General features: G+C 55.7%; 22 protein-coding genes and 1 tRNA gene. 15 read left to right on the top strand and 8 right to left on the bottom strand.

Annotation, left to right across the window (positions count from 1 at the left end; genetic code table 11):
• Window positions 1-489 precede the first annotated feature (489 nt).
• The gene (locus AC2TDA_RS16095) at window positions 490-753 is read left to right on the top strand and encodes a LysR substrate-binding domain-containing protein (protein WP_480879712.1); all 264 of its coding nucleotides are present in this window, start codon (window positions 490-492) and stop codon (window positions 751-753) included.
• A gap of 673 nt (window positions 754-1426) precedes the next feature.
• On the opposite strand, the gene AC2TDA_RS16090 is transcribed toward AC2TDA_RS16095, so the two are convergent.
• The 7 genes from AC2TDA_RS16090 to AC2TDA_RS16060 are packed head-to-tail and all read right to left on the bottom strand — an operon-like array spanning window position 1427 to window position 9462.
• Window positions 1427-2659, bottom strand: a complete 1233-nt coding sequence (locus AC2TDA_RS16090; protein ID WP_480879709.1) for a Tm-1-like ATP-binding domain-containing protein — start codon at window positions 2657-2659, stop codon at window positions 1427-1429.
• A 21-nt stretch (window positions 2660-2680) separates the two neighbouring features.
• Window positions 2681-3613, bottom strand: coding sequence for a phosphotransferase enzyme family protein (locus AC2TDA_RS16085; protein ID WP_480879708.1), 933 nt, complete (start codon window positions 3611-3613; stop codon window positions 2681-2683).
• Window positions 3610-4905 carry an aspartate aminotransferase family protein gene (locus AC2TDA_RS16080; protein ID WP_480879707.1) on the bottom strand — a complete coding sequence of 432 codons (1296 nt, stop codon included), beginning with the start codon at window positions 4903-4905 and terminating at the stop codon, window positions 3610-3612. The genes AC2TDA_RS16085 and AC2TDA_RS16080 overlap by 4 nt, the downstream gene beginning before the upstream one ends.
• 13 nt (window positions 4906-4918) lie before the next feature.
• Window positions 4919-6403, bottom strand: coding sequence for an aldehyde dehydrogenase (locus AC2TDA_RS16075; protein ID WP_480879705.1), 1485 nt, complete (start codon window positions 6401-6403; stop codon window positions 4919-4921).
• Between the two features lie 5 nt (window positions 6404-6408).
• The gene (locus AC2TDA_RS16070) at window positions 6409-7929 is read right to left on the bottom strand and encodes a tripartite tricarboxylate transporter permease (RefSeq protein ID WP_480879703.1); all 1521 of its coding nucleotides are present in this window, start codon (window positions 7927-7929) and stop codon (window positions 6409-6411) included.
• A 7-nt stretch (window positions 7930-7936) separates the two neighbouring features.
• The gene (locus tag AC2TDA_RS16065; RefSeq protein ID WP_480879702.1) at window positions 7937-8473 is read right to left on the bottom strand and encodes a tripartite tricarboxylate transporter TctB family protein; all 537 of its coding nucleotides are present in this window, start codon (window positions 8471-8473) and stop codon (window positions 7937-7939) included.
• A gap of 59 nt (window positions 8474-8532) precedes the next feature.
• Window positions 8533-9462, bottom strand: coding sequence for a tripartite tricarboxylate transporter substrate binding protein (locus AC2TDA_RS16060; protein WP_480879701.1), 930 nt, complete (start codon window positions 9460-9462; stop codon window positions 8533-8535).
• A gap of 106 nt (window positions 9463-9568) precedes the next feature.
• On the opposite strand from AC2TDA_RS16060, the gene AC2TDA_RS16055 reads away from it, so the two are divergent.
• Entirely contained in the window at window positions 9569-10348 is a 780-nt protein-coding gene (locus AC2TDA_RS16055) for an IclR family transcriptional regulator (protein ID WP_480847178.1), read from the top strand.
• Window positions 10349-10383: 35 nt separating this feature from the next.
• Entirely contained in the window at window positions 10384-11736 is a 1353-nt protein-coding gene (locus AC2TDA_RS16050; RefSeq protein ID WP_480879699.1) for an aminotransferase class III-fold pyridoxal phosphate-dependent enzyme, read from the top strand.
• Window positions 11737-11769: 33 nt separating this feature from the next.
• On the opposite strand, the gene hpaR is transcribed toward AC2TDA_RS16050, so the two are convergent.
• A complete protein-coding gene (gene hpaR, locus AC2TDA_RS16045; protein WP_480879697.1) occupies window positions 11770-12210 on the bottom strand; it encodes a homoprotocatechuate degradation operon regulator HpaR in 441 nt (146 codons plus the stop codon).
• Between the two features lie 105 nt (window positions 12211-12315).
• On the opposite strand from hpaR, the gene AC2TDA_RS16040 reads away from it, so the two are divergent.
• The 12 genes from AC2TDA_RS16040 to AC2TDA_RS15985 all read left to right on the top strand — a co-directional run bounded on the left by AC2TDA_RS16040 (window position 12316) and on the right by AC2TDA_RS15985 (window position 24745).
• Window positions 12316-12714: a 5-carboxymethyl-2-hydroxymuconate Delta-isomerase gene (locus AC2TDA_RS16040; protein ID WP_480879696.1), complete on the top strand. Its 399-nt coding sequence runs from the start codon at window positions 12316-12318 to the stop codon at window positions 12712-12714.
• Between the two features lie 3 nt (window positions 12715-12717).
• On the top strand, window positions 12718-14229 hold the full coding sequence (hpaE, locus tag AC2TDA_RS16035) for a 5-carboxymethyl-2-hydroxymuconate semialdehyde dehydrogenase (RefSeq protein ID WP_480879695.1): 1512 nt from the start codon (window positions 12718-12720) through the stop codon (window positions 14227-14229).
• A 51-nt stretch (window positions 14230-14280) separates the two neighbouring features.
• On the top strand, window positions 14281-15132 hold the full coding sequence (gene hpaD, locus AC2TDA_RS16030; RefSeq protein WP_480847184.1) for a 3,4-dihydroxyphenylacetate 2,3-dioxygenase: 852 nt from the start codon (window positions 14281-14283) through the stop codon (window positions 15130-15132).
• A gap of 12 nt (window positions 15133-15144) precedes the next feature.
• Entirely contained in the window at window positions 15145-16128 is a 984-nt protein-coding gene (gene hpaD, locus AC2TDA_RS16025; protein ID WP_480879693.1) for a 3,4-dihydroxyphenylacetate 2,3-dioxygenase, read from the top strand.
• 9 nt (window positions 16129-16137) lie between these two features.
• On the top strand, window positions 16138-17610 hold the full coding sequence (locus tag AC2TDA_RS16020; RefSeq protein WP_480879691.1) for an NAD-dependent succinate-semialdehyde dehydrogenase: 1473 nt from the start codon (window positions 16138-16140) through the stop codon (window positions 17608-17610).
• Window positions 17610-18464, top strand: coding sequence for a fumarylacetoacetate hydrolase family protein (locus tag AC2TDA_RS16015; RefSeq protein ID WP_480879689.1), 855 nt, complete (start codon window positions 17610-17612; stop codon window positions 18462-18464). The genes AC2TDA_RS16020 and AC2TDA_RS16015 overlap by 1 nt, the downstream gene beginning before the upstream one ends.
• The gene (gene hpaH / locus AC2TDA_RS16010) at window positions 18461-19261 is read left to right on the top strand and encodes a 2-oxo-hept-4-ene-1,7-dioate hydratase (RefSeq protein ID WP_480879687.1); all 801 of its coding nucleotides are present in this window, start codon (window positions 18461-18463) and stop codon (window positions 19259-19261) included. The genes AC2TDA_RS16015 and hpaH overlap by 4 nt, the downstream gene beginning before the upstream one ends.
• A gap of 12 nt (window positions 19262-19273) precedes the next feature.
• Entirely contained in the window at window positions 19274-20329 is a 1056-nt protein-coding gene (locus AC2TDA_RS16005; RefSeq protein WP_480879685.1) for an aldolase/citrate lyase family protein, read from the top strand.
• A gap of 45 nt (window positions 20330-20374) precedes the next feature.
• Window positions 20375-21103, top strand: a complete 729-nt coding sequence (locus AC2TDA_RS16000; RefSeq protein WP_480879683.1) for a metallophosphoesterase family protein — start codon at window positions 20375-20377, stop codon at window positions 21101-21103.
• Between the two features lie 563 nt (window positions 21104-21666).
• Window positions 21667-21743 (top strand) — tRNA-Pro (locus AC2TDA_RS15995).
• Between the two features lie 811 nt (window positions 21744-22554).
• Window positions 22555-23853 carry a DUF3300 domain-containing protein gene (locus AC2TDA_RS15990; RefSeq protein ID WP_480879681.1) on the top strand — a complete coding sequence of 433 codons (1299 nt, stop codon included), beginning with the start codon at window positions 22555-22557 and terminating at the stop codon, window positions 23851-23853.
• A gap of 1 nt (window position 23854) precedes the next feature.
• Window positions 23855-24745 (top strand): DUF2950 family protein, encoded by an 891-nt coding sequence (locus AC2TDA_RS15985; RefSeq protein ID WP_480879679.1) that lies wholly within the window; start codon window positions 23855-23857, stop codon window positions 24743-24745.
• Window positions 24746-24764: the final 19 nt, after the last annotated feature.

Genomic DNA, 24764 nt, shown 5'->3' with positions numbered 1-24764 from the left:
CAGCCGCGACTGAAGCTGCTGAAATCGCCGCCGTACTAATTAGTGCAAAAAGTAACCTTATCGGAACCATACAGGTCCTCCGCTCATTGCGCGTTTCCTAGGCGAAGTGCCCACTGCCTTGCTTTTTCTCAGTAAATTGTCAGTCGAGCTATAGTAGAACGCGTGCGTTTCAGATATCGGTTCACGTGTTCCAAAAATGAGATGAGGCATACCGTTGTTTGACGCCAAGATTGCAGCTGCAGTGCGGTCTTTGACCAAGCACGGAAATTTTAGGGCAGGCGCAGATGCGCTTGGCACGTCGCGGCCAGCTTTTCACGCTACATCCAGCAAGCTGAATCCTATGTTGGTCATGCTTAGTTCGAACGCAGCGGCAAGGGCGTTTCCCTGACCCGATCAGGGCAGAGCTTTCTGAAACTGCTTGATACGCTAAGCTAGGCAACCAGCCAGTTCGAGGCCGACGTCGAAAGGGTTCGTTCCACAGGTCCTGATTTGCTGAACATCGGCTGTGGGCCCTTGGCGACGCGCAAAGTCATTACTCCGATACTGACCCAATTGCTGCAAGAAATGCCGGATTTGCGAGCAAGGATCGACGTCCGAGCAACCAGGGAACCCCTGGAGGCGCTGCGCATGGGAAAGCTCGATGCGGCAGTTTGTGATCTGACCCATGCCCCTGATCTGAGTGATCTGGATATTCAGGTTCTTCGTAATGAACCGGTATCTTTCTGGGCACGCCCCGAACACCCTTTGCACTAATGCAGCCCGGTAAGCGCCGCTGACGTGTTTCGCAGCCCATTTGTGACTGCGCATCTTCACCGGCATTGGCGAGCGGCAATAGCGACAATTCTGGGCGGTGAGCAAGCTGCCTGGCAAATCGTGGATCGCCTGCCTCAGATTGAAAGTGACGATTTTTCTCTGGTTGTCGACCTTGCAGCAAAACGGATTTGATTTGTGGTGGTATGCAGGCAGACTTTGCACAACACGCCGCTTTAGGTTTGCTTAAAGAAATCGAAACCACCAAAACACTTACGTGGAATATTTGTGCGGCCCGGCGCAAGGACATGGATTTTTGCGCTCTCGATCGCTTCTGGTCGCACGTCCGCGAGCAATTCGGATCCTCCTGACCCTGACCCTGACCAGCCAGACCGAACCAGCCTGCTTCGCAAACTTTGCGGGCGTTCAGGTTTAACAAAACACCGGTCACACCTATCCTGGTGTTTCAGAAAATAGTCGAAAGCCAGATGTCTTCGTGCATGAATATCGCCGTTTTCCGATCATGTTGGCGACGTCGACACCATCTGGCGTTGCCGTTTCAAAGCTCGTCGCTGTCCACGTTTTAGAACAATGTCTAGAAACCGGTCCACACGATCAGCGTCCGCGGTCATGTTGTCGGCGAGCATACAGCGCTTTGAATGGCAGTAGGGGTGGTTCAAGTTCTTACGGACCCATCCTGAACCCAAGCGTCAAATTGGGCCAATACCGCATCGCAAAACGCGTCATCATTGATATGGGCGTCCAACTCAGTCATTGGAATGCGCCCGGGCATGACCATTCTTGCCTCGTCGACCATGTCGGCAAGTGCATTAGGGTCATGCGCTTCCTCGCCCTCTTTGTCCCAGGCTTCGACGCCCTGAACGGGCAAAAAGAAATGTACAGGACCAGTTGCCGCTTCCAACCGGTTGGCTAGTTCGCGAATCCAGGCACGACGCTCCTCTCCGTTAAAGACCGAGCTTTTGATCAGCCGGTTATGTTCGTGAAATGGACGGTTGGCGTATTGCTCTGGTATGTCTTGCCACCCGGCGAAATCCAGCAGATCCAGCGCGCCGGGCGCGACCATCTGAGGTGTGCCCACACGTCCGGCATTGGTCACACGGTCGTCACCGCTTGACACAACAGAACCTGCCATCAGGTTGCCGAATTCCTGCATGCAGAAATCCATGACGCAGGCAAACGCACCCTCGCTCGCCAGTTTTTCAAACGCCATGCCGCCCATGCCAGTGGAATGGAATACAGCCACTTCGAAACCACGATCTTCCAAAGCTGGTTTGAGTGTTTTCATGTAGCGCAAGCAAGAGGAGCCCAGGCTGGTCATCCCAATCAGCGGCTTGCTGCGATCTGGCGCGATGGCTGCGTTGGTCGCTCCGACGACACCACCGGCCGCCTGACTGAGGGAGGATTTGCAAATCGAATTCATACCATAAAGACCGCCGGCCCACAGGATCATCTGTATGTCCGGCGCCAGACGGTGCGGTGGGATCAGGGATGAGAAACTTACGGTCGACACGATGTATTTCGGCACGCCCATGGGCAGCGCCTGCGCACAGTCCAGCGCCAGATCCGTGCCCATCGTGCCACCTGTGGCCAGCATACCGTCGAGCCGCCCATCCGCATAAGCTTGTGCCACCACTTTGGCGGCCCCTGCGGACATCACGCGAAACGCCTTGTTTTCATCGCCCAGGGCGATCACCTGATCGATGGTCAGTCCCTCGGCTGCAGTCACGTCATGCTTTGAAATGTCAGTTGGCGTCTTCGGGTCGCCCAGGACCGAGACGTCCATGGTCAGTACGTCGGCGCCCTGTTCGCGGATTGTCTGTTCAAGAAACCGCATCTCGGGTTCCTTGGTGTCATAGGTGCCGATCAGCAGGATTACTTTCGTCGCCATTTTTCCTCCTTGTAGTGCAGCTTACCTAAGATATTGGCTTACCAGTTTTCGGGCGGTAGCAACGAACCGTTGGTTGCGAATTTTCGAGCCGTCTTCCTGCATGCGGGTCGAAACCCATCCGACATATGTTGCTGCCCGCAAAGCCATAAACAACTCAAGGTGTGTAGTATCAATTGGGCGTTGCGACCGGTAACCAGTCGTAAGCGCTGCTTGCAGCTGATTGAAGTCTGGCTCATTCATGTTTTTGATCAAGGTTGTCGCGATCTCGAAAAGGCGAAAACCAAAGCCTGAATCGTCGAAGTCGATCAACGATACTTTGTCGCCGTCGATAACAACGTTTTCGCGTACAAGATCGGCGTGAATCAGGCCGTAATCCAGTTCCGGCTCAAGCTGTCTCAGGTCCTGATTTGCGGTATCGCGGAATCGTTCGAACAGCGTGCGGTCGTCTTCGCTGAGGGTCGGGTTTTCCCAAAAGCGGCCCCAAACCGGGTCTGAACCTACCAATCCGCGGCGATCCCATGACCAGCGTGAAAACCCAGCCGGTTGTTGCCAGTTGTCGCTGATTGAATGCAGACGGGCCATTTCTAGCCCAAGTGCAAAGAAGACGCCAACCCGATCCTCATGGTTGATCCCAGACGTGGTTTCGCCCCACGGACGTCCCGGCAGCCAGGTCAGTACATCGACCTGAATTCCGTCAATAACGTGCAAGTAGTCTCCCGTTGCGCTGGCTATAGGCGCAGGCACTCTGACACAATTGGCGGCCAGCGCCTCCATCCATTGCAATTCGGACCACAGCTCTTCATTCGTTCGATAACCATGACGGTGCAGTCGCAACGCATAGATGCGTCCGTCCGCCTGAACGCGGTAGACATGGTTTTCTCGGGCGGCAACCAATTCACATTCCAAGTTCTGAAACCCCCAGAGGGCAAGCGCCTGATCTACGGTTTTCCTCATGCGGATGCCTGGGTTTCGGCCAGAACCGTATCCAACGTGTCAAACAGCAGATCCGCGTTTTCGATTGAGAATGGCATTGGCGGTCGGATTTTCAGAGTGTTCTTGTGACGCCCAAGTTTCGAATGAATGATCCCGCGCTGCCGCATTTCATTGATGACCTGATCTGTGAGTGCGCTGGCGGGTTCCTTACTGTCGCGGTCCGCAACAAATTCGGCACCGAAGATAAGGCCTGAACCCCGCACATCGCCGATGAAATCGTATTTCTCTTCAAGCGTGTTCATCCGTTTGCGGGCGTGATCACCAACTATTCTGGCGTTTGCAATCAGCTGTTTGTCTTCGATTTCCTCCAGCACAGCCTTGGCCGCGGCGCATGAAACTGGGTTACCGCCAAATGTGTTGAAGTAGCGATAGCCTCTTCTGAAAGTCGCCAGGATTTCTGCACGGGTCACAACTCCGCCCACCGGATGACCGTTGGCCATTGGTTTACCCAGGGTCATGACATCGGGTACCACACCCATTTTTTGATGCGCCCACATATGAGTGCCGGTGCGACCGAAACCTGATTGTACTTCGTCACAGATCAGCAGACCTCCGGCCTTACGAACAACCTCGGCCGCGGGTTTCAGCCAACCATCGGGGTGGTCCGGGAAACCCTCGTTCAGGAAATATGGGCAGACGACCAAGGCCGCGAATCCTACACCGGACTTTTCATGTGCGGCGATCTGTTCGGCGACGCAATCTGCAAATTTCGTACCGTCCGGATCGGGATCGCGATAGCTGTCGGGCGCCTCTACAAAGCGGAAAAACTGGTCCAACCCAAAGCCAACGCTTGGGGCGTTTGATTTGCTGAGCTGGCTGACCAGCGAGGTATTGCCGTGATAGGTGGCATCCGTTGCGATGAGACCACGCTTGCCAGTCATACTTTCGGCCATGCGCAGCGCAATGTCGTTGGCTTCGGACCCCGTGCAGGTCAGGATCGCAGTATCCAATGAAGCGTCAGTTGTTCCGGTCAGTTTTTCCACATATTCCAGAATCCCCTCATGCAGGTATCTGGTGTGAGTATTGAGTATACTTGCTTGACGACAGATCGCTTCGACAACGCGCGGGTTGCAATGGCCGACATGGGGAACATTGTTGTAGCAATCCAGATACTTGCGCCCATCAGCATCCCATAGCCAGACCCCTTCGCCCTTAACGATGTGAAGGGGCTCGTCATAAAAGGTCGAGACATTGGGGCCCAGAAACCGAGTGCGGCGTTTGATCAGGTCTACGGATCTTGGGGAAAGGGTCATGCCGATGCCTTGTTCAAAGCTTGATCCAAGCGGTTTTGAGATCTAAATATTTCTCGAACGCATGCAGGGATTTGTCGTGCCCGTTGCCCGACTGTCCAACGCCGCCCAGCGGAACGGTAAGGTCGGCGCCGCCATAGGTATTCACATGCACGACCCCGGTGCGCACCGCTGACACCATGCGGTGCGCGCGGCTGAGGTTTGAAGTCCAGACACCACCAGCCAATCCATAGACAGTGGCATTGGCCAGTCGGATTGCCTCATCCTCGCCCTTAAAAGGTGTAACGGCCAGAACCGGCCCGAACACCTCGTTCTGGAAGAGGTTGTCAGTTTCCTTGACCCCTGCCATGACCGTCGGAGCCATGTAATAGCCGCCGGTTTCGGTCAGGATGCGTTCGCCGCCGGTGCGGCGCTCAGCCCCCTCGACCTCAGCCTTGGTAGCGAAGTCCAAGTTGGCTTCCAACTCGGTCAGGCTGTGGACGGCCCCGATTTGGCTGTTCAGGTCCAGCGGGTCTCCGACGCGAAAGCTTTCGGCGTGGCGTGTAATCTCAGAGACAAAATCCTCGTAGATTTCTTCCTCAACCAACAGGCGCGAACCTGCGACACAGACCTGACCTGAATTGCGAAAGATACCGGCGGCAGAAACCTTAGCTGCTTCGGCAAGATCGGGTGCGTCGGCGAAGACGATGTTGGGGGATTTCCCACCAAGCTCCAGATAGCAGCGCTTGAGGTTCGAGCGGGCGGAGTATTCAAGCAGCCGGCGACCCGTCGCGCCCGAGCCGGTAAAGACCATGATATCCACGTCCATGGACAAGGCCAGCGCTTCACCGACGACTGAACCGCGCCCGGTAACCACATTGAGTACGCCATCCGGTAGCCCGGCCTCGGCTGCCAACTCGGCAATTTTCAGCAAGCTAAGCGAAGCGCTTTCCGCCGGTTTCAAAACGATGGAGTTGCCCGCCGCCAGTGCAGGCGCAATCTTCCAGCTGCCGATCATCAGCGGGAAGTTCCACGGAACGATCGCACCCACGACACCGACAGGGGCGTGATGCACCAAACCCAAAATGTCATGGCCGGTTGGAGCGATCTGCCCATAGATTTTGTCAATAGCTTCGGCATAATACCGAAAGGTCGCAGCTGCCGACAGAGCCTCGGCCTTATAGGCCATGTTTATTTCGGTACCGTTGTCACGCACGCCCAGAACCGCGATTTCCAAAGCTTGAGTTTCGATCAACTCAGCCAGTTTCAGCAGAACTTTTTTCCGCCCTGCAGGAGCCCTGCGTGACCAACGGCCGTCTTCGAACGCCACCCGTGCGGCACGCACAGCGTTATCAACGTCGGTCGAGTTGCCTTCGGCGATCCGGGCCAGAGGTTGGCCATCGATCGGCGACAGAACCTCGGCCTGGGCACCCGTTTCTCCGGAATGGAAAGCTCCGTTTATGAAATGGCCGCGGGGTGAGAGTTCCTGCGCGCGCAGTGCGTCAATCGTGGATTGATCCATTTAGTTCATCCTTGCTGCGTGGATTCTTCTTCGCCTGTTGGCTGCGGTTTAATCCGTTCCCGATGTTCCTGAACCAACGTGCGGATATGCAATAAGATGATGCCAAGGATCATTACGAACAGGATTGCGGCAATCGGACGGTCGATGAAATCGAGTGGCGTTTTGACCCGCGCCATCGCGCTGCGCAGTTTAACTTCCATGATCCCGCCCAGAACCATGCCCAGAATGATCGGCACAATCGGCAGGTTCAGGCGCTTCAGGATCAGGCCGAACACCCCGAAACCGGCGGCGATGGCGCAGTCCGAGATCGAGTTGCGCAGGCTGAACACGCCGACAAATGACAGTGTCAGGATCATTATGCCCAGAAACCGCGTTGGAATCTGGATGATTTTCAGCAGCAGGTTGGTCGAAAACAGCAGGAAGATCAGCACAATCACGTTCAACAGGATCAACGACATATAGAGCGCCATGACGAAGTCCATCTGGTCCGCAAACAGCTGCGGGCCCGGGATCACGTTGTGCACGTAGAACACGGACAACATCATGGCAGTCAGTGCCTCACCCGGGATACCCAACGCCAGCAGCGGGATCATCGCCGCGCCCGGGACCGCGTTGTTGGCAGCCTCAGATGCGACAAGCCCTTCCGGCGAGCCTTTGCCGAATGCATCGGGATCTTTCGACGTTTTTTGTGCGTAAGTGTAGGACAGGAACTGCGAGGTGAACTCACCCGTGCCCGGGATCATGCCCATCAGCACGCCCAGCGAAGACGATACTGTGGCAATGCGCTTAATACCTAGCAGCTCTTTGAGGCCGGCAAAGATATTACCGCGTACATGTGCCTCTCCCGGGGCGTGTTCCTTGTCTACCAGCAGCAAAAGTGCCTGACTGATTGCGAAGAGGCCCAGAACCACCACAATTAGATCAACCCCCGAAGTCAGCCAGCTTTGGTCAAAAGTGAAGCGCTTGGTGTATTTGACCGGTTCAAGCCCGACCGTGTTCAGAAAGATCCCGAAAAATGCGAGCATTGCCGCGGAAAAGACCTGGCCACGATGGGCAAGGATCACCAGCAAGACCCCCATGAACGCGGCCAGGAAAATCTCTCTGCTGCCGAAATGCGGCGCGACCCAGGCCAGGACAGGGGACAGGATGATCAGGCACAGGATCGAGAAGACCCCGCCAAAGAAAGACGCGGAATAGGCCAGCGACAAGGCACGATGGCCTTCGCCACGTTTGGTCATGGGGTAGCCGTCATAGGTGGTCAGCGCATTGACTGCCGTGCCGGGCGTATTGATCAGAATAGCCGGGATCGCACCGCCATACATTGACGATCCGTATATCCCCAACAGCAGCGTCAGGCCCACAATGGGTTCAAATGCGAAGGTGGCGGGCAGCAGGATGGCGATGGCTACGGCGGCACCGACGCCTGGCAGGGCTCCGATGATGACCCCTCCGATTGATCCAATGAACAGGGCGACGATGACCTGCCACTGCGAAAGAATAGCGAAGCCGGATATCAGGTTGTCCATAACGGCCTCACAGATAGGTTAAAGCAAAGACGCGCACGGCGTCCGGTAGAGCTTCGTACACGCGGCCCGCAGGTATATTGACCTGAAGAAGCGCCCGAAAAACGACGGCAACAACCGCTCCGAACAGAAGTGCGATGCCTATTAAAGCTGGCGATCTGAACCCGGTGCGCAACGCCAGAAAGGCCGCGAACAACATGGTCGAAGGCAGATAGCCAAGCCACGGGACGGCCGCCACATAGATCAGGAAATAGATGACGTATTCGAGGGACTTCACCCAGAAGGTGAGCTCTCTCCAGCGACCGGGAATGCGGGGTGATATGACCGAGCTTAGCAAGTGCAAGCCGCTGAATATCACCATGCCCCAGATGGCAATTGTTGGCCACAGCGAGGGTTGTGCGAACCACTTGGTACGCTTGACCACTTTGGTTTCGACGCTGATCTGAGTCAGCAGAAAAAGAGCAAACGCAAAGAACAGGATGGCAAAAACGATATCCCCGGGTCGACGGTATCGCCGGAACATGTCTTGCAGCGTTTTGGCGATCATCGTGTTCCTCCCCAGAATACGACAGGACGCTGGTTGTTCACCTGCGCCCTGTCAGATGCTCATTCGCCCAGAATCTCTTCGATTTTTGCGAAAGAGGCTTTGTCCTGTTCGATCTGCGCATTGGATGCGTCTGGGTCTTGCCAGTAAATCAGAGCCCCGGTTTCCTCTCCAAGCTCTTTGGCTTTGTCGGACTGCAGTGCCTTTTGTGCAGCAGCAGTGATCTTTGCTCGGGCATCGGCTGGTGTGTCCTTGTGAACGAACAAACCATTCCACAGCGCCAATGGCAGGTCCGGGTTCAGTTCGACAATTGTCGGTGTGTCCGGCACCAAAGAAATTCGCTCGGAACCGATGCTGGCCAGAACATTCACCTGATCGAGGCAAGGAAGCACAAGTTGCAGCGTGGTGTTGATGACATCCACGTCGCCCGAAGCCAGCGTGTTGCAATCCAGCGCGTCAAATGCGGCTTCGCTTGCAAAGTCGAACCCGCTGCTGACTGCAGCCGCAAAGGTGACCTGCGTGGGCGGAAGAACCGAGCCGAAATGGCCAAGCGCCAGGTCATTGTCCTTGCCGTGGGCTACCAGTTCTTCCCAATTCGAGAATGGCGCATCTTTGCTCGATGCAATCACGAACGGATAGGTCAGGAAGATACCGATTGGATCGAATGGGTTCGGATTGAGTTCGGGGATGCCGATTTCGGGTCCGATTACCGGCACGCCAATTACAAATGACCCGATCGTATACCCGTCAGCCGGAGCGGTTGCGACCTCGACTGCACCGGGGAATGGTCCACCGCCGCCACCGGGCTTGTTAACTACCGCAGCAGGTACCCCATACATCGCCTGGAATTCATCCGCGATCAGACGAGTCAGCACGTCTTCCAGATCGCCCGGAGGCCACGGAACCACAAAGGTAACGGGCTTTTCAGGATACTCAGCCAGTGCAGCGGTTGCAGTCGCTGCAAAGGCAGCTGCTGTTAAAAATTTTTTCATTTACGCCTCCCATAATGGTTCAATAAATGAACCGAAGTAACATTATTAATGTTGCTTTGTTAAGTTCATTCTGTCAAGTATTACATGACGAAAGGAGAGGCGGAGAATGGGAACTGCAATTAATGCATTGAAGTTGCTTGATTTGTTTTCAAGCTCGCAACCGGAAATCGGCCTGAGCGGTATTGCCCGGCGGTCCGGATTGAACAAAGCAACTGCTTTGCGCCATCTTCGTGCGCTGGAAGATTTCGGTTTGATCGAACAGAACCCGCTCACAAAATCCTATGCTATTGGACCGGCAGCTCTGCGTCTTGCCGCCTTGCGCGAAATTGCCAAGCCAGGCCTGGAAGGAGCGCGCCTAAAGATGCAAGCTGTCATGCAAACAGTCGGTGAGAGCCTGCATCTTTCGCTTCTTGAAAAAGGCATTCTCCAGACCTCTCTAGTAGTCGAAACGACGCAGCATACTGTGCGGGTCAGTTTAGATCCTGCAGAAATTTTGCCCGTAAATGCAACGGCCTCGGGTCTTTGCATGCTGAGTTTTGGTCCGGCCTTCCTGCTGGAAAACCTGGACACACGGTCGCTGAAGCCTTTCACAAAAAATACACTCACGACTTCGGATCAGATCGTAGAACGCGTTGCGCAGATCAGGAAAAAGGGCTGGTCGAATAGTAATGGCGGTTTCGAAGACGGTGTCTACGGGTTCGCCGCGCCTGTCTTTGGTATCGATCAGGTGGCGCTCGGTACGATTGCGATTGCGGTACCTGAGATTCGCGCGACCGAAGCGCGCTTGCCTCTGATTCTGACGTCATTACAGACCCTCTCGCACGAGCTGACCGCGATTTTTGGCGGCCAGCGCCCCGTAAATTTTCCAACTGAGTTTCAGCCCTGACCGATTGGCTGAATCAACCGCCGGAGACCCGCGACATGAAAGACTCTAACTTTCTCAAAGAAAACAATGCCCGCCATTTCTGGCACCCCATGGCGCACCCGGCCGACAGCAAGAACAACCCCCCAACCATTTTGACCGGAGGCGAAGGTGTCAGTATCATTGATATCGATGGTCACAAAGCGCTGGATGCTGTCGGCGGGCTTTGGAATGTCAATCTGGGCTATTCCTGTGACCCGGTGAAACAGGCCATTACCGATCAGTTAAACGCGCTTCCTTATTATTCAACGTTCCGCGGCACCAGCAATGACAAGGCAATTGAGCTGTCTTACGAGTTGGCGCAGTTCTTCGAGCCCGACGGGTTAACACGGGCCTTCTTTACTTCTGGCGGTTCGGATTCGGTCGAGATTGCGCTGAAGCTGGCGCGCCAGTATCACAAGGTTCGTGGTCAGGAAGGGCGCACGAAGTTTATCAGTCTGAAGCAAGGCTATCACGGCACCCACTTTGCCGCCGCTTCAGTCAATGGGAATCAGAAGTTCCGCACGGCATATGAGCCGATGATGCCCGGTTGTTTCCACGTGCCAGCGCCCTGGACCTATCGCAATCCATTCGACGAGACTGATCCGGAGCGACTGGCTCAGCTCTGCGTCAAGGCGCTGGAAGCCGAGATTGCATTCCAGGGTGCGAACACGGTCGCTGCGTTCATTATGGAGCCCGTCTTGGGGGCAGGGGGCGTAATCCCGCCGCACAAAACATTCATGCCTATGGTCCGCGAGGTTTGCACGAAACACGGCGTTCTGCTGATCTCGGACGAAATCATCACCGCCTTCGGTCGGACCGGCAGCGAAAGCGGCGCGCGGCATTGGGGTGTGCAGCCCGATATCATGACAACGGCCAAGGCTATCACCAATGGCTATTTCCCGTTCGGGGCCGCAATGATTTCCGGCGCAGTGGCAGAAGTGTTCGAAAGCGATACAACTGGCAAGGCCTCCGTCGATCAGGGGTATACCTATTCCGGCCATCCGGTAGGTGCAGCTGCCGCATTGGCAGCGTTGTCAGAGATCAACCGTTTGCGAGTCTGGGAAAATGCAGCCGTTCGTGGCGATGAGTTGTATGCCGGACTGCAAAAACTGGCCGACAAGCATGACGCGATCGGAGATGTGCGCGGTGGTGAGGGCTTGATGTGCGCGTTGGAACTTGTCTCGGACCGCGAGACGAAAACGCCCATTGCCAAGCACCTGCCGCTGCAGGTTCAGAAGGCAGCCTATGAGGATGGTGTGATGGTCCGCGTTTCCGGCAATAACATCATCCTTTCGCCGCCTCTGGTTCTCACATCAGATGACGTGGCCAAAATACTGTCTGCATTGGATGCAGGTCTGGCGAGCCTTTGAAGACCGTTTTGACCCCGTTCTTTTTGAATGGGGTCAGACTTTGACGGCTTGTAATTCTTCGAGCAGGTCCAGCAAGTGATCCAGCTTTTCCCGACCCATCTGAGCCTCGATGTTGTTTGAGATCGCTAGCGAGTTCACTAGGTTTTCTTCAAGAATGCGACGACCCTCATTCGTGATTTTAACCTTGGTCCGGCGCTTGTCTTGACTGTCCTGACGACGGGTGATCTGACCTTCGGCCTCCATCGTGCGCAAGATTCGCGTGAGACTGGGCAGCAGCAGGCAGGCCTCGTTGGCTATGGCACTTTGTTCCACTTCGCCCAGCTCGTCCAGTACGCGCAAAATGCGCCACTTCTGCTCGGTCAGGTGAATGCCCTGCAGCATTTCTCGAATGGGCGCCATCACTGTTTCGCGGGCGCGCAACAGCGCAATCGGAAGCGAGCGAGAGGTGCTTTTGGTATGGCTTTGAGTGTTCATGCTGTCTTCTAGAGTGCGATTTGGGAAATTGCAAAGATTAACAAAGCAAGTTCTTGACACTCTGATTTCAGAATACTAAACATGTTAACCAAAGGAGAGGGTAGCATGCCGCATTTTCACGTCGAGTATTCCAGTAATCTAGAAGATCGGATCGACATGGGTGATTTGTGCGAGTGCATCCGGGCAAAAGCGGCAGAGATCGAAACCTTTCCAATGCCAGGCATTCGTGTGCGCGCGACGCGTGTTGATCACTATGCCATTGCCGACGGCAACCCCGAGCATGGTTTTATCGACATCTCGATCCGCTTGCGGGCTGGGCGTCCTGATGACGTTAAGCAGGATGCCACTCAGCGTATCTTTGATGCCGTAAAGACGTATCTGGCCCCGGCCTTCTCAAAGCATTCCATCGCGCTCTCGCTTGAGATGCGTGACATAGACCCAGACCTTTCGCCCAAGACCGGCACGATCCGGGACCACTTGGGCACGACCACGCAGGAGACCTGAAGAATGAGCGCTCTGGACACCAATATCGAGAAACTGACGGGTTTTCTGGCACGGTTCAAAGACAAGGGGATCAAGAACCGCATCGCCGGTGAGGACCGGGATGGTACCGCAGGTGTGTTTCAATCCACCTCGCCGGTGGACAAATCCGTGATTTGCGACGTCGCCCACGGCACGGCAGACGACATCGACGCGGCCGCAATTGCGGCACATGCTGCATTCGCCGAGTGGCGTGACATGCCTGCAACCGAGCGTCGCCGTATCCTTTTGAATGTCGCTGATGCTATCGAAGCCCGTGCCGAAGAAATCGCGCTGTGCGAATGCTGGGATACCGGTCAGACACTACGTTTCATGGCCAAAGCCGCCCTGCGAGGGGCAGAGAATTTCCGGTATTTTGCCGATCAGGTCGTGCAGGCGCGCGACGGTCAGCATTTGAAATCGCCGACTTTGATGAACGTCACCTCTCGTATGCCAATTGGCCCGGTTGGCGTGATCACCCCTTGGAACACTCCGTTCATGCTGTCGACCTGGAAGATCGCCCCGGCGCTGGCAGCTGGATGCACCGTGGTCCACAAGCCAGCCGAGGATTCTCCGCTATCGGCCCGCTTGCTGGTTGAGATCGCTGAAGAGGCCGGTTTGCCCAAGGGCGTGTTGAACACGGTAAATGGCTTCGGCCCGGACGCGGGCAAGGCACTGTGCGAGCACCCCCTGATCAAAGCTATCGCCTTTGTTGGCGAAAGCCGCACGGGAAGCCTGATAGTCAAACAGGGAGCGGACACACACAAACGCAACCACCTTGAGCTGGGCGGCAAAAACCCGGTCATTGTCTTTGACGACGCCGATCTGGACCGGGCGCTGGATGCAGTGATCTTTATGATCTATTCGATCAATGGCGAGCGCTGTACCTCGTCCTCGCGCCTGTTGGTTCAAGACACGATCAAGGAAGAGTTCGAGGCTAAGCTGATCGAGCGTGTGAACAACATTAAAGTTGGCCACCCTCTGGATCCTGCCACAGAGATTGGCCCGCTGGTGACCGAAGAGCATTACAACAAGGTCACCAGTTATTTCGACATCGCCAAAGAGGATGGCGCGACCATTGCGGCTGGTGGTGTAAAGATTGGCGATGAAGGCTACTTCATTCGCCCGACCCTGTTCACCAATGCCAACAACGACATGCGCATCGCCCGTGAAGAGATTTTTGGCCCGGTTCTGACCGCCATACCGTTCTCGACCGAGGAGGAGGCGTTGCAGGTTGCCAATGACACACCTTATGGCCTGACCGGCTATGTCTGGACCAACGACCTGACGCGAGCGTTGCGCTTCACCGAAAAGCTTGAGGCAGGGATGATCTGGGTAAACTCGGAAAACGTTCGTCACCTGCCGACACCGTTTGGCGGCGTCAAAGCCTCGGGCATCGGTCGCGACGGCGGTGACTGGAGCTTTGAGTTCTACATGGAGCAAAAGCACATCGGCTTTGCCACCGGTCAGCACAAGATCATGCAATTGGGCAAGCTATAACTGCTGACCCTTCGAATAACGCGCGAGAAACTCTAACTCCAGGAGGAGACCATGGGAGAAATCGTCCTTGCTGCCAAGATGACCCACGTGCCCACCCTGCTCATGTCCGAGCAGGAGGGACCGATCAAAGGCACGCGCCAACCGGCCATTGATGGCCATCGGGAAATTGCCCGCCGTGCGAAAGAGCTGGGTGCCACAACGGTGATCATCTGCGACACACACTGGGTGATCAACGCAGGCTTTCACATCAACGCCAATAAAAAATTCGAAGGTCTGTTCACCTCAAACGAATTCCCGCAGTTCATTCAGGATTTGCCTTATTCCTATCAGGGCAATCCGGACATGGGCGACGCGATTGCGAAAATCGCGTCGGATAAGGGCGTTCATACTCTGGCGCATCACCTCGACAGTCTGGAACTGGAATACGGCACGTTGGTTCCTATGCGGTTCATGAGCCGCGAGCACGACATGAAGGTCGTCTCGATTGCTGCCTGGGCCACAGTGCACAGCCACGATGAAAGTCGCATTGTGGGTGAGGCGATACGCGAGGCGGTTGAAGCCAGCGATGAAAAGGTGCTCTTAGTTGCCTCAGGCTCGCTGTCGCACAAGATCTGGGCGAATAAGGACTATGCCGCCAATAACGGCACCTTCACCATCAGCTCTGAATTCAATCGTCAGATGGATCTGCATGTGCTTGAGATGTGGAAGAACGGCGATCATGCTACTTTCCTCAAGATGCTGGGCGATTATGCCAACTTCTGCTGCGGCGAAGGCTCGATGCATGACACGTCGATGCTGTACGGAGCGCTGGGTTGGGACGCCTACAACAAGAAATGCGAGGTCGTGACCGAGTATTTTCCCAGCTCGGGCACTGGCCAGACCAACGTCATTTTCCCAGTATAGCAGGAGGCTTAGATGCCCGTTCCAGCTCCCAATTTGTACCCCGATTTCAATACCATCCGGCTGAGCCATGTCTGTCTGAATGTAAGTGACCTGGCTGCCTCGCGCAAATTCTATTCCGACGTACTGGGCCTGCAGGTTTCGGATGAAAGTGACAGTCATGTCTATTTGCGCGCGATGGAGGAACGCGGTCACCATTGCGTTATCCTGCAGAAATCCGATCAGCCGGGCACTGTTGAGGTGATGGGGTTCAAGACCTTCGACGAAGGGGATCTGGACCGGGCTGAGGCATATTTCCAGTCTAAAGGACGCTCAACCGAATGGGTCGAACGCCCCTATCAGGGACGAACGCTGCTGACCTCGGATAACATGGGGATTCCGTTGGAATTCTATCACAAGATGGATCGGCTCGAGCCGATCCATCAGAAATACGCGCTCTATCGCGGGGTAAAGCCGCTGCGGATTGACCATTTCAACTGTTTTTCGACCAGTGTTGATGACAGTGTGGCCTTCTACAGCGACTTTGGCTTCCGCGTGACGGAATACACCGAAGACGAAGACAGCAAGCGCCTGTGGGCTGCTTGGATGCACCGAAAAGGTGGCGTGCATGACATGGCCTTTACCAATGGCAAAGGCCCGCGCATGCATCACGTAGCCTTCTGGGTGCCAACACCGCTGAACATCATCGACCTGCTCGATTTGATGTCGACCACTGGATATGTCGACAACATCGAACGCGGGCCCGGGCGGCATGGTATTTCCAATGCATTCTTCCTGTATATCCTTGATCCCGACGGTCACCGGATCGAGATCTATTGCTCGGATTACCAGACTGTTGACCCTGATCTGGAGCCGATCAAATGGGATCTCAAAGACCCGCAGCGCCAGACACTTTGGGGGGCGCCTGCGCCACGCAGCTGGTTCGAACACGGCACATCCTTTGTAGGTGTTGACGTGAATGAGGCCAAATTGGCTGCTTCACCCATCATTGCACCGTAAGGGGTGGACATGATCACACTAAAAGACCCTGGATTGCTGCGCGAGGCCGCGCTGGTGGGTAAGCGCTGGATTGAAGCTGATCCGGCCTCTGGTCTGGCCGTCACCAACCCGGCCACGGGGGAGGTCATTGGCTATGTGCCCAATCTGGGCGCCACCGAGACCGCCGAGGCCATTGCCGCCGCCGAGACCGCGCGGCACAGTTGGGCCAAACGCACCGCGAAAGAGCGCTGCCAGATCCTGCGCCGCTGGTATGAGCTGATGATGGAGAACCAGGACGATCTGGGCGCCATCCTGACCGCCGAACAGGGCAAGCCGCTGGCCGAGGCCAAGGGCGAGATCGCCTATGGCGCCAGCTTCATCGAGTGGTTTGCTGAAGAGGCCCGTCGCGCCTATGGTGACGTCACCCCTGGCCACGCGCCAGACAAGCGGATCGTGACGGTCAAGCAACCGATCGGCGTTGTTGCCGCCATCACGCCGTGGAACTTCCCCAACGCGATGATCACCCGCAAGGCGGGCCCCGCGTTGGCGGCGGGTTGCTCGATGGTTCTGAAACCGGCCAGCCAGACACCGTTCTCGGCCATCGCGCTGGCGGTTCTGGCCGAACGCGCCGGATTGCCTGCGGGCTTGTTCTCGGTTGTGACCGGCTCGGCCCGCGGCATTGGCGGCGAGATGACCGGCAACCCGACGGTACAGAAGCTGACCTTTACCGGCTCGACCGAGATCGGCGCGCTGCTTTATGCGCAATGCGCACCGACGATCAAGAAGCTGGGCCTGGAGCTGGGCGGCAACGCGCCCTTCATCGTGTTCGACGATGCTGATCTGGACGCCGCTGTCGAAGGCGCGGTGATCGCCAAGTTCCGCAACAACGGCCAGACCTGCGTCTGCGCCAACCGGATCTATGTGCAGTCCGGGGTCTATGACGCTTTTGCGGCCAGGCTGCGCGACAAGGTGGCAACGCTGCCCACCGGCAACGGCTTTGACGAGGGCATCGTCTTTGGCCCGCTGATCGATCAAGCGGCGGTAGAGAAAGTGGCCGAACATATCTCGGACGCCACCTCCAAAGGGGCCGAGGTCACTCTGGGCGGCAAGGCGCACGAACTGGGCGGCACGTTCTTCGAACCGACCATCCTGACCGGGGTCACCTCGCAGATGGCGGTGTCGACCGAGGAGACCTTTGGCCCCGTCGCCCCGTTGTTCCGGTTCGACACCGAAAGCGAGGTTGTGGCCGCCGCCAACGATACCGAATTCGGCCTCGCTTCATACTTCTACTCGCGCGACATGGCGCGGGTCTGGCGGGTATCCGAGGCGTTGGATTATGGCATGGTCGGCATCAACACCGGGCTGATCTCCACCGCCGAGGCGCCATTTGGCGGCGTCAAGATGTCCGGCCTCGGTCGCGAAGGCTCGCGCTACGGGCTCGATGACTTCATGGAACTCAAATACCTGTGCATGGGCGGAATAAACGCCGACGAGGAGGCATAATGCGCTTTGCAACTTTCAACGCCAATGGTGAATCCTTTTTCGGTGCGATCACCGACGAGGGCGCGATTGCACTGAACGGCGATTTCCCGGATCACGACAGCCTGTTTGAGGTGATTGCTGCCGGTAAGTTCGACCAGCTGACCAAGGTCGCCAACGGAAAGCCCATATCGCATACGGACTTCACCTACGAGATGGTGATGCCGGATGCCCGCCGCATTCTATGCGTCGGCGTGAATTTTCCGGACCGCAATGCGGAATATAAGGATGGCAGTGCGCAGCCAAAATACATGTCTCTGTTTCCGCGCTTTGCCAGTGGTTTCACAGGCCATGACTGTCCACTGATCCGCCCTCCGGAAAACCACACATTGGATTACGAAGGAGAGGTGGCCATCGTAATCGGCAAGGCAGGTCGCCGAATTTCGCAGGCTGACGCTTTTGACCATATTGCCGCGCTGACCTTATGCAATGAAGGCACGATCCGCGATTGGGTGCGCCACGCCAAGTTCAACGTCACACAAGGCAAAAACTGGGACAATTCGGGTGCGATCGGCCCATGGCTGGTGCCCTTCACCAATGCAGCACAATTGGATGACGCCCGCATTCAGACCCGTGTGAACGGTGAACTTCGCCAGGACGACACGCTCAACCGCATGATGTTCCCGATCCGACGCGAGATCGAATACATCTCAACCTTCATGACCCTTCAGCCCGGGGACATCATCGTCACGGGTACGCCGACAGGCGCAGGTGCGCGGTTCGATCCGCCAAAATATCTGGTTCCGGGAGACGTGGTGGAAATATCGGTTGAAGGTATCGGGACCTTGCGCAACAGCATCCAGGATGAACAGGTATGACACCCGAGGATCACGCACGCGCCGCGGCCGACTTGCTTCAGGCTGAACGCTCGCGGAAACAGATCGGGTTGCTAACCCTGCGCCATCCCGAAATTGGAATGGATGACGCGTATGAGGTGCAGAATGCCATCTACCGCCAGAAGCTGGCCGAGGGACGCCAAGTGATCGGATGGAAGATCGGGTTGACTTCGAAGGCAATGCGATATGCGCTGAACATCGACATTCCTGACAGCGGGATATTGTTTGATGACATGGTCTTTGACAACGGAGGTACCGTTCCGGCGGGCCGCTTTATCCAACCGCGGATTGAGGCTGAGATTGCCTTTGTCATGAAGGCGCCGGTGGGTGGTGAAAATGTCACCCGCGAGGATATCGTCGGAGCTACGGATTACGTTGCTCCGGCCATCGAAATCCTTGATACCCGTATTCAACGGGTTGACCCTGAAACCGGCAAGGCGCGTACCGTTTTTGACACGATCAGCGATAATGCCGCCAATGCCGGCATCGTGCTGGGCGCAGACCGTCATGCGGTCGATGCTTTCGATTTACGATGGGTCGGTGCGATGACTTTCCGCAATGGCGAGATTGAGGAAACAGGCCTGGGTGCAGGTGTGCTGAACGACCCGGTTGAGAGCGTCGTCTGGCTAGCCCGCCGCATGGCGCAGTATGGTCAGAGTATCGAACCGGGTCAGGTGATCCTGTCGGGCAGTTTTATCCGGCCCGTCGAATGCCCTTCGGGCACCCAAATCCACACTGATTTCGGATCGTTCGGATCGGTCAATATCAAATTTGCTTAAAGGAGCGTGCCCATGCCCGCCCCCATAAACGCGTTCAAGGCCGCGTTGAAAGCCGGGAAGCCTCAGGTTGGTTGCTGGATCGGAATGGCCGATACCTATGCGGCTGAAATAGCCTCGACCTCTGGGTTCGATTGGCTGCTGGTCGATGGTGAACACGCGCCGAACGATCTGCGTTCGATTCTGGAACAGGTACGGGTTATCGAAGGCACCGGCAGTCATCCGGTTGCGCGCCTGCCCATCGGCGAGACGTGGATGATCAAGCAATACCTTGACGCTGGCGTTCAGAGCATTTTGGTCCCCATGGTCGAAAGCGGGGATCAGGCGCGGGATTTGGTCCGGGCTGTTCAGTATCCGCCACATGGCGTACGCGGAGTAGGATCTGCCTTGGCGCGCGCCTCGCGTTTCGCGGCGATTCCGGATTATCTGACTACGGCGGATAAAGAAGTCTGTTTACTGGTTCAGGTTGAAAACCGGCTGGGACTGGAAGCCCTGGATGATATTCTCGCCACCGATGTGGATGGTGTTTTTATCGGGCCGTCAGATCTGGCCGCAGATATGGGTCACATCGGTAATGCTGGTCACCCCGAAGTGGTCGAAGCGGTATTAGAAGCGCTGACACGGATCGTCGCTGCCGGCAAAGCGGCGGGTATCCTGACGCTGGACCCTGCAATGCAGCGGAAATGTTTGGAACTGGGCGTAACCTTTCTGGCGACCAATATCGATGTGACCTTGTTTGCCAGGGCAGTGCGCGGGGCAGCTGATGCAGCCCTGGCGCTGTTGCCGGATCAGGCAGTGTCAGGGATTGCCCGAACGGCTTCGGCCAGCAAATACATGCAGCAGCTTTGCAAACATTGGTCGCATAAAGCCGAAGTTTCCTTCGATGCGGATCGTGGAACCGTATCCTTTGCCAGCGGTAACCGAGTTTCAATGCAAGCAGATTACTCCGGTCTGAAGCTGAAGGCTGAAACCGGTCCAAGAGGTGACTTGGCTAGATGGCAAGGGGTCATTGAATCTCATCTTGCTCGGTTTGCTTTTCGTGAAGAATTCCACATCGAGTGGACGAGCTAAGTCCAGTTTCAGGGCGGTCGAAGGTCAAAGCAAAAGAGGGCAACCATGCCAGAACCGATATATGCCATCGGGGATATCCACGGTCAGTTGGGGATGCTTGAAGATGCGCTGTCTCGGGTTGAAAGAGATGGCGGTCCGAACGCTAAGGTCGTTTTTTTGGGCGATTACACTGACCGTGGACCGCATAGCCGCGAAGTTCTGGATTTGCTGATCGAGGGGCAGGGCAGTGGCAGGAACTGGGTTTTTCTGCGGGGCAATCACGACCAAATGTGCGCGATGTTCCTAGAGGACTATCCACGTACTGATGCGCGACAGTTGGTCGGTTATCACTGGCTGCATCCTCGCGTCGGCGGTGTCGAGACCTTGAATTCGTATGGTATCAAGGTCGCTGAAGGTGATCGAATATACCAGGTCCACGCTGAAGCCAAAAAGGTAGTACCTCAAGCTCATATCGACTTGTTGACCAGCTTGGAAAATTACCATCAGGAAAACGGGATTCTTTTTGTCCACGCCGGAGTCCGACCCGGTATCGCATTGGAGGAGCAAGATCCGGGTGACTTGATCTGGATTCGCGATGAATTCCTGGATGACCGCCGCGAATTCCCTTGGCTTGTTGTGCATGGGCATTCACATGTTTCGAAACCCCAACATCACGGAAACCGTATCAACCTTGATACTGGTGCGGGCTACGGGCATGCGCTGACCGTCGCGGTATTTGAAGGAACAGAATGCTGGGTATTGAATGCGGGCGGTAGAGATCGTCTGTTGCCGTAAACGGATGAAACGACTTGAAATTCGTTTGTCGGCAAAGCGAACGTGTCTGAGACACGAGCCCGTCTGGGTATCAGGTGACGCCAAACTACTCCAGTGCGGCAGGCCTTACCAACTTCGCGGCAATAGGACACAAGGTTGGTTTCTCTGGGATGAGCTGACTTAATTTCCAACCTTCTCCGATGTTCTGGTTTTTTAGAAGTGCTATACGAGCGCAGCCCGTGGATAACCGTTTGAGCCCTCTATCGCAGGCAACAAGGTTGAATACCATTTGCAGCATTCTGCTCGCTCGACCTCAAGGGCCTTTGGCTGAGGGGATCCGGTTTGTGAGGGTAAGAAAATCAATGCCCTCTCGCCTCGGTATCCTCTGATGTCAACGGATTTTTCTATCGAAACGTTGCTTGCATTGGGGATCGCAACAGGAATTCAGCTTGAGTTGAAGCGATTAATTCGCCCATGTCCTCGTCAGGTGTCACACACGCGCTTGTGCACGTATTCTCACGCGGTGTAACAGCAAAATCCCTCTTGCACATCAGGGTCGCCAGGTATAGATCACCCGCCACGGTCGGAGTGTAGCTCAGCCTGGTAGAGCACTGTCTTCGGGAGGCAGGGGTCGGAGGTTCGAATCCTCTCACTCCGACCAATTAAATACATAATTACAATTCGTTATGGCAAATTCAGTTGACTAGCGGAGTCACTCGTTGTCTGGGGCAGCACCGTTAGAATTCGTTGAATCTGGGAAACAACTTGCTCACCGTGACGGCTCGTATCCGTTGAGCATCCGATTTCTCAACCAATTCGATTAGGTTGACTATTAAATCTTCGCGGTAACGACGCTGGATACTCTTCTTTTGTGTCCTTGTTGAAGTATCGTGCGAAATTATAGATCCGTCTTGCCGCCGGATACGTTCCTATTTGTCGTCTACTCAATCCAGACAGAGACATCGTCACAGTTTGAACAACCCGCAATTATTTCCTGTGGATAGCCAATTTTCGAAGCACGGATCACGACAACTGTCCCATCAGCTTCGTTAAATTAATCCAGCCACTGTGAGAGACGCCAAGTGAATCAACCTGACCGGAGTTCAATAGCGCCATTGCTTCGTCTACCGTTACTTGATCCACTTCTAGGGACTGCGCGCAACCAGTAAGAGCGAAAAAACAAGTCGCAACCAAGGCCGAACATAATGCCTTTTTAGCCCTCACGGCTTCTACCTCCTTATTGTGAATCCTCTATGCAAGAGCCAACATTTCCCTTCTACTCAAGACCTTATCTGATTTCACGACAGTGTTGACGATCTTAATCCTACGGAGACAGCGTGACAGAATAAGCAGGTTTTCAGCTTTGACTGAAGTCTCCAAGTCGCCAGAACGGCCCATAGCGGTCTTTTCGGCTGTTCGATTGCAAGAATCGAAGTTTTGGGTGATCCTTTGAGAAATTAAAGGATCGCAATATGTTCAAATATCTAATATTTTCGCTCGGTATTGGCGCATCCACTGCTCTGTTTGCGCAAGAGGCATCCGATGACGCCGCTGCAACGGAAGACGCCTCAGCGACCTCATCCGATATTCTTACTGATGCTGAACTGCAAACTTTGGTCGCCCCGGTGGCTCTTTATCCCGACACGTTGCTGATACAAATTTTCGTCGCGGCCACGCAGCCGTTGGAAATTGTGAAGGCAGAGCGCTATTTGTTAGACAATGCCGACCGCGACCCCGCAGAGCTTGAGCCGGAAATCGAAGCAATGGGGTGGGATCCTTCTGTAAGTGTATTGGCGACAGCGTTCCCCGAAGTTGTTGGTCAGATGGCCACACATATTGATTGGACCGAGACAATGGGCACTGCGATGCTGGCCCAATCCGATGATGTGATGGACGCGGTTCAGGTCATGCGGGATCAGGCGATTGACACCGGTGCTCTTGTTTCTGGGCCCGAGCAAACCGTCGAGGTGTCTAACGACGACACGATTGTAATCACGCCGACAGAGCCCGAAACAGTGTACGTCCCGCAATATAACCCCGAGACAGTTTATACTGGCCCCTCTACCGGAGACGTGGTGGGCGCGGCGTTGCTGACTTTTGGCACCGTGGCCCTGATCGATGAGATATTTGACGACGACGACGATTGGTATGGTTACTGGGGATGCCGAAATTGCGGTGGATGGGGCGGTGGCCCGATATACAGAAACCCGGATATCGACATAGACGTCGATGGCAACGTCAACATAGGCAATGATATTGATCTTGGCGATCGTACCGATATCGAATGGAAACCCGATCCTGACCGTCAACAGCAAGCCCGAGACAAAATCTCGGATCACAAGAGGCCCGAAGGTGGTCGTGGCGATATGCCGGTCAACCGCCCCGAGGGACGCACCGATGAACTGCGCGCAAAGTTGAGCCGTGAATCCGGTGCCGCGGACATTAGCCGGGATGGCGCGGCGGCGGTTGCAGTCGGCGCAGGGGCAGGGGCCGTCGCCGGTGGCGCTCTGGCGAACCGGGGCAACGTTGATCGAGATAAGGCTGCCGCCAAGCAGAAGGCCGTCGACCGAACCAAACGTCCGGATGCGGCGAAAAAGCCTGTCGCACAAAGACCGCAGACGGCCAAGAAGCCTCAGGCAAGGAAGGCTTCAACGACCCAGCGTAAACCCACCGCGTCCAAGGGGCGGGCGATGAAAAAAAATGCGTCAGGCAGCAGAACTCATAGCGCGTCCAAACGTGGGCACGCCGCAAAAGGCAAGCGGAGACGGTAATATGCGTAATTCGGTTTTTTCTATTTTGCTGCTTGCTGCGACCACCGGCCCGGCGCTGTCGGACGGAGCCCGATTTGACACTCCGCAGGCCGCTTTGGACGCTTTTGTCGAAGCGTTGAAGGCAAATGATCAGAGCAAGTTGCTCGAGATTTTCGGACCCGAGGCCGAAGATGTGATCGGAACGGGTGATCCGGCGGAAGACCGGGAAAGAAGGCAGGAAGTGCTTGGCATGTACGCTGAGGGGTACCGTTTTCAGCCCGAGGATGATGGGGTTGTTCTTCTACTGGGCGAGGACAGTTGGCCTTTCCCAATCCCAATTCTGCAAGGGGAAGACGGTTGGCAATATGATCTTGAAGCAGGGATCGAAGAGCTTTCGGCCCGCGAAATCGGTTTGAATGAACTGGAAGTGATCGAAATGCTTGAGGCCTATGTCGACCTTCAGGCGGCGTTCCGGCTGGTGGATCACAATGGTGATGGCGCCATGGAATTTGCTCAGACGATCATTTCCGACCCCGGATCGCGAAACGGACTTTTCTGGCCAGAAGAAGACAGCTTCGTCGGTGCAGCGCTTGCACGTGCGGCCGCCTCGGGGTGGAGCGACGGTGAGGCTGACTATGACGCGGAACCCTTTCTTGGCTACTACTACACAATCTTGCAGGAGCAGGGGTCGAACGCCCCCGGTGGTGCCTACTCGTACTTTGTCGGGGATCGGTTCGTTGCGGGACATGCCTTGCTGGCAGTACCGTCTGATTACGGAGAAACGGGTATCCATTCCTTTCTCGTGGGCGAAAACGGCATCGTCTACGAGGCGGATTTCGGCCCGGAGACACTCGATCTAACTGCCGAAATCTCTGGTTACGATCCCGGCCCGAATTGGTCACCTGTCGAGTAACTGTCGATTGTCCGAGCCC

The organism is Ruegeria sp. HKCCD6426 (assembly GCF_057221115.1).
The sequence above is the reverse complement of the archived record's forward strand: the minus strand, read 5'-3'. Positions and strand labels throughout refer to the sequence as shown.

Bases quoted from the DNA above. Each gene is read 5' to 3' on its own strand.
- AC2TDA_RS16090 (WP_480879709.1), bottom strand. From the start codon at position 2,659: ATGGCGACGAAAGTAATCCTGCTGATCGGCACCTATGACACCAAGGAA.
- AC2TDA_RS16085 (WP_480879708.1), bottom strand. From the start codon at position 3,613: ATGAGGAAAACCGTAGATCAGGCGCTTGCCCTCTGGGGGTTTCAGAAC.
- AC2TDA_RS16080 (WP_480879707.1), bottom strand. From the start codon at position 4,905: ATGACCCTTTCCCCAAGATCCGTAGACCTGATCAAACGCCGCACTCGG.
- AC2TDA_RS16075 (WP_480879705.1), bottom strand. From the start codon at position 6,403: ATGGATCAATCCACGATTGACGCACTGCGCGCGCAGGAACTCTCACCC.
- AC2TDA_RS16070 (WP_480879703.1), bottom strand. From the start codon at position 7,929: ATGGACAACCTGATATCCGGCTTCGCTATTCTTTCGCAGTGGCAGGTC.
- AC2TDA_RS16065 (WP_480879702.1), bottom strand. From the start codon at position 8,473: ATGATCGCCAAAACGCTGCAAGACATGTTCCGGCGATACCGTCGACCC.
- AC2TDA_RS16060 (WP_480879701.1), bottom strand. From the start codon at position 9,462: ATGAAAAAATTTTTAACAGCAGCTGCCTTTGCAGCGACTGCAACCGCT.
- AC2TDA_RS16055 (WP_480847178.1), top strand. From the start codon at position 9,569: ATGGGAACTGCAATTAATGCATTGAAGTTGCTTGATTTGTTTTCAAGC.
- AC2TDA_RS16050 (WP_480879699.1), top strand. From the start codon at position 10,384: ATGAAAGACTCTAACTTTCTCAAAGAAAACAATGCCCGCCATTTCTGG.
- hpaR (WP_480879697.1), bottom strand. From the start codon at position 12,210: ATGAACACTCAAAGCCATACCAAAAGCACCTCTCGCTCGCTTCCGATT.
- AC2TDA_RS16040 (WP_480879696.1), top strand. From the start codon at position 12,316: ATGCCGCATTTTCACGTCGAGTATTCCAGTAATCTAGAAGATCGGATC.
- hpaE (WP_480879695.1), top strand. From the start codon at position 12,718: ATGAGCGCTCTGGACACCAATATCGAGAAACTGACGGGTTTTCTGGCA.
- hpaD (WP_480847184.1), top strand. From the start codon at position 14,281: ATGGGAGAAATCGTCCTTGCTGCCAAGATGACCCACGTGCCCACCCTG.
- hpaD (WP_480879693.1), top strand. From the start codon at position 15,145: ATGCCCGTTCCAGCTCCCAATTTGTACCCCGATTTCAATACCATCCGG.
- AC2TDA_RS16020 (WP_480879691.1), top strand. From the start codon at position 16,138: ATGATCACACTAAAAGACCCTGGATTGCTGCGCGAGGCCGCGCTGGTG.
- AC2TDA_RS16015 (WP_480879689.1), top strand. From the start codon at position 17,610: ATGCGCTTTGCAACTTTCAACGCCAATGGTGAATCCTTTTTCGGTGCG.
- hpaH (WP_480879687.1), top strand. From the start codon at position 18,461: ATGACACCCGAGGATCACGCACGCGCCGCGGCCGACTTGCTTCAGGCT.
- AC2TDA_RS16005 (WP_480879685.1), top strand. From the start codon at position 19,274: ATGCCCGCCCCCATAAACGCGTTCAAGGCCGCGTTGAAAGCCGGGAAG.
- AC2TDA_RS16000 (WP_480879683.1), top strand. From the start codon at position 20,375: ATGCCAGAACCGATATATGCCATCGGGGATATCCACGGTCAGTTGGGG.
- AC2TDA_RS15990 (WP_480879681.1), top strand. From the start codon at position 22,555: ATGTTCAAATATCTAATATTTTCGCTCGGTATTGGCGCATCCACTGCT.
- AC2TDA_RS15985 (WP_480879679.1), top strand. From the start codon at position 23,855: ATGCGTAATTCGGTTTTTTCTATTTTGCTGCTTGCTGCGACCACCGGC.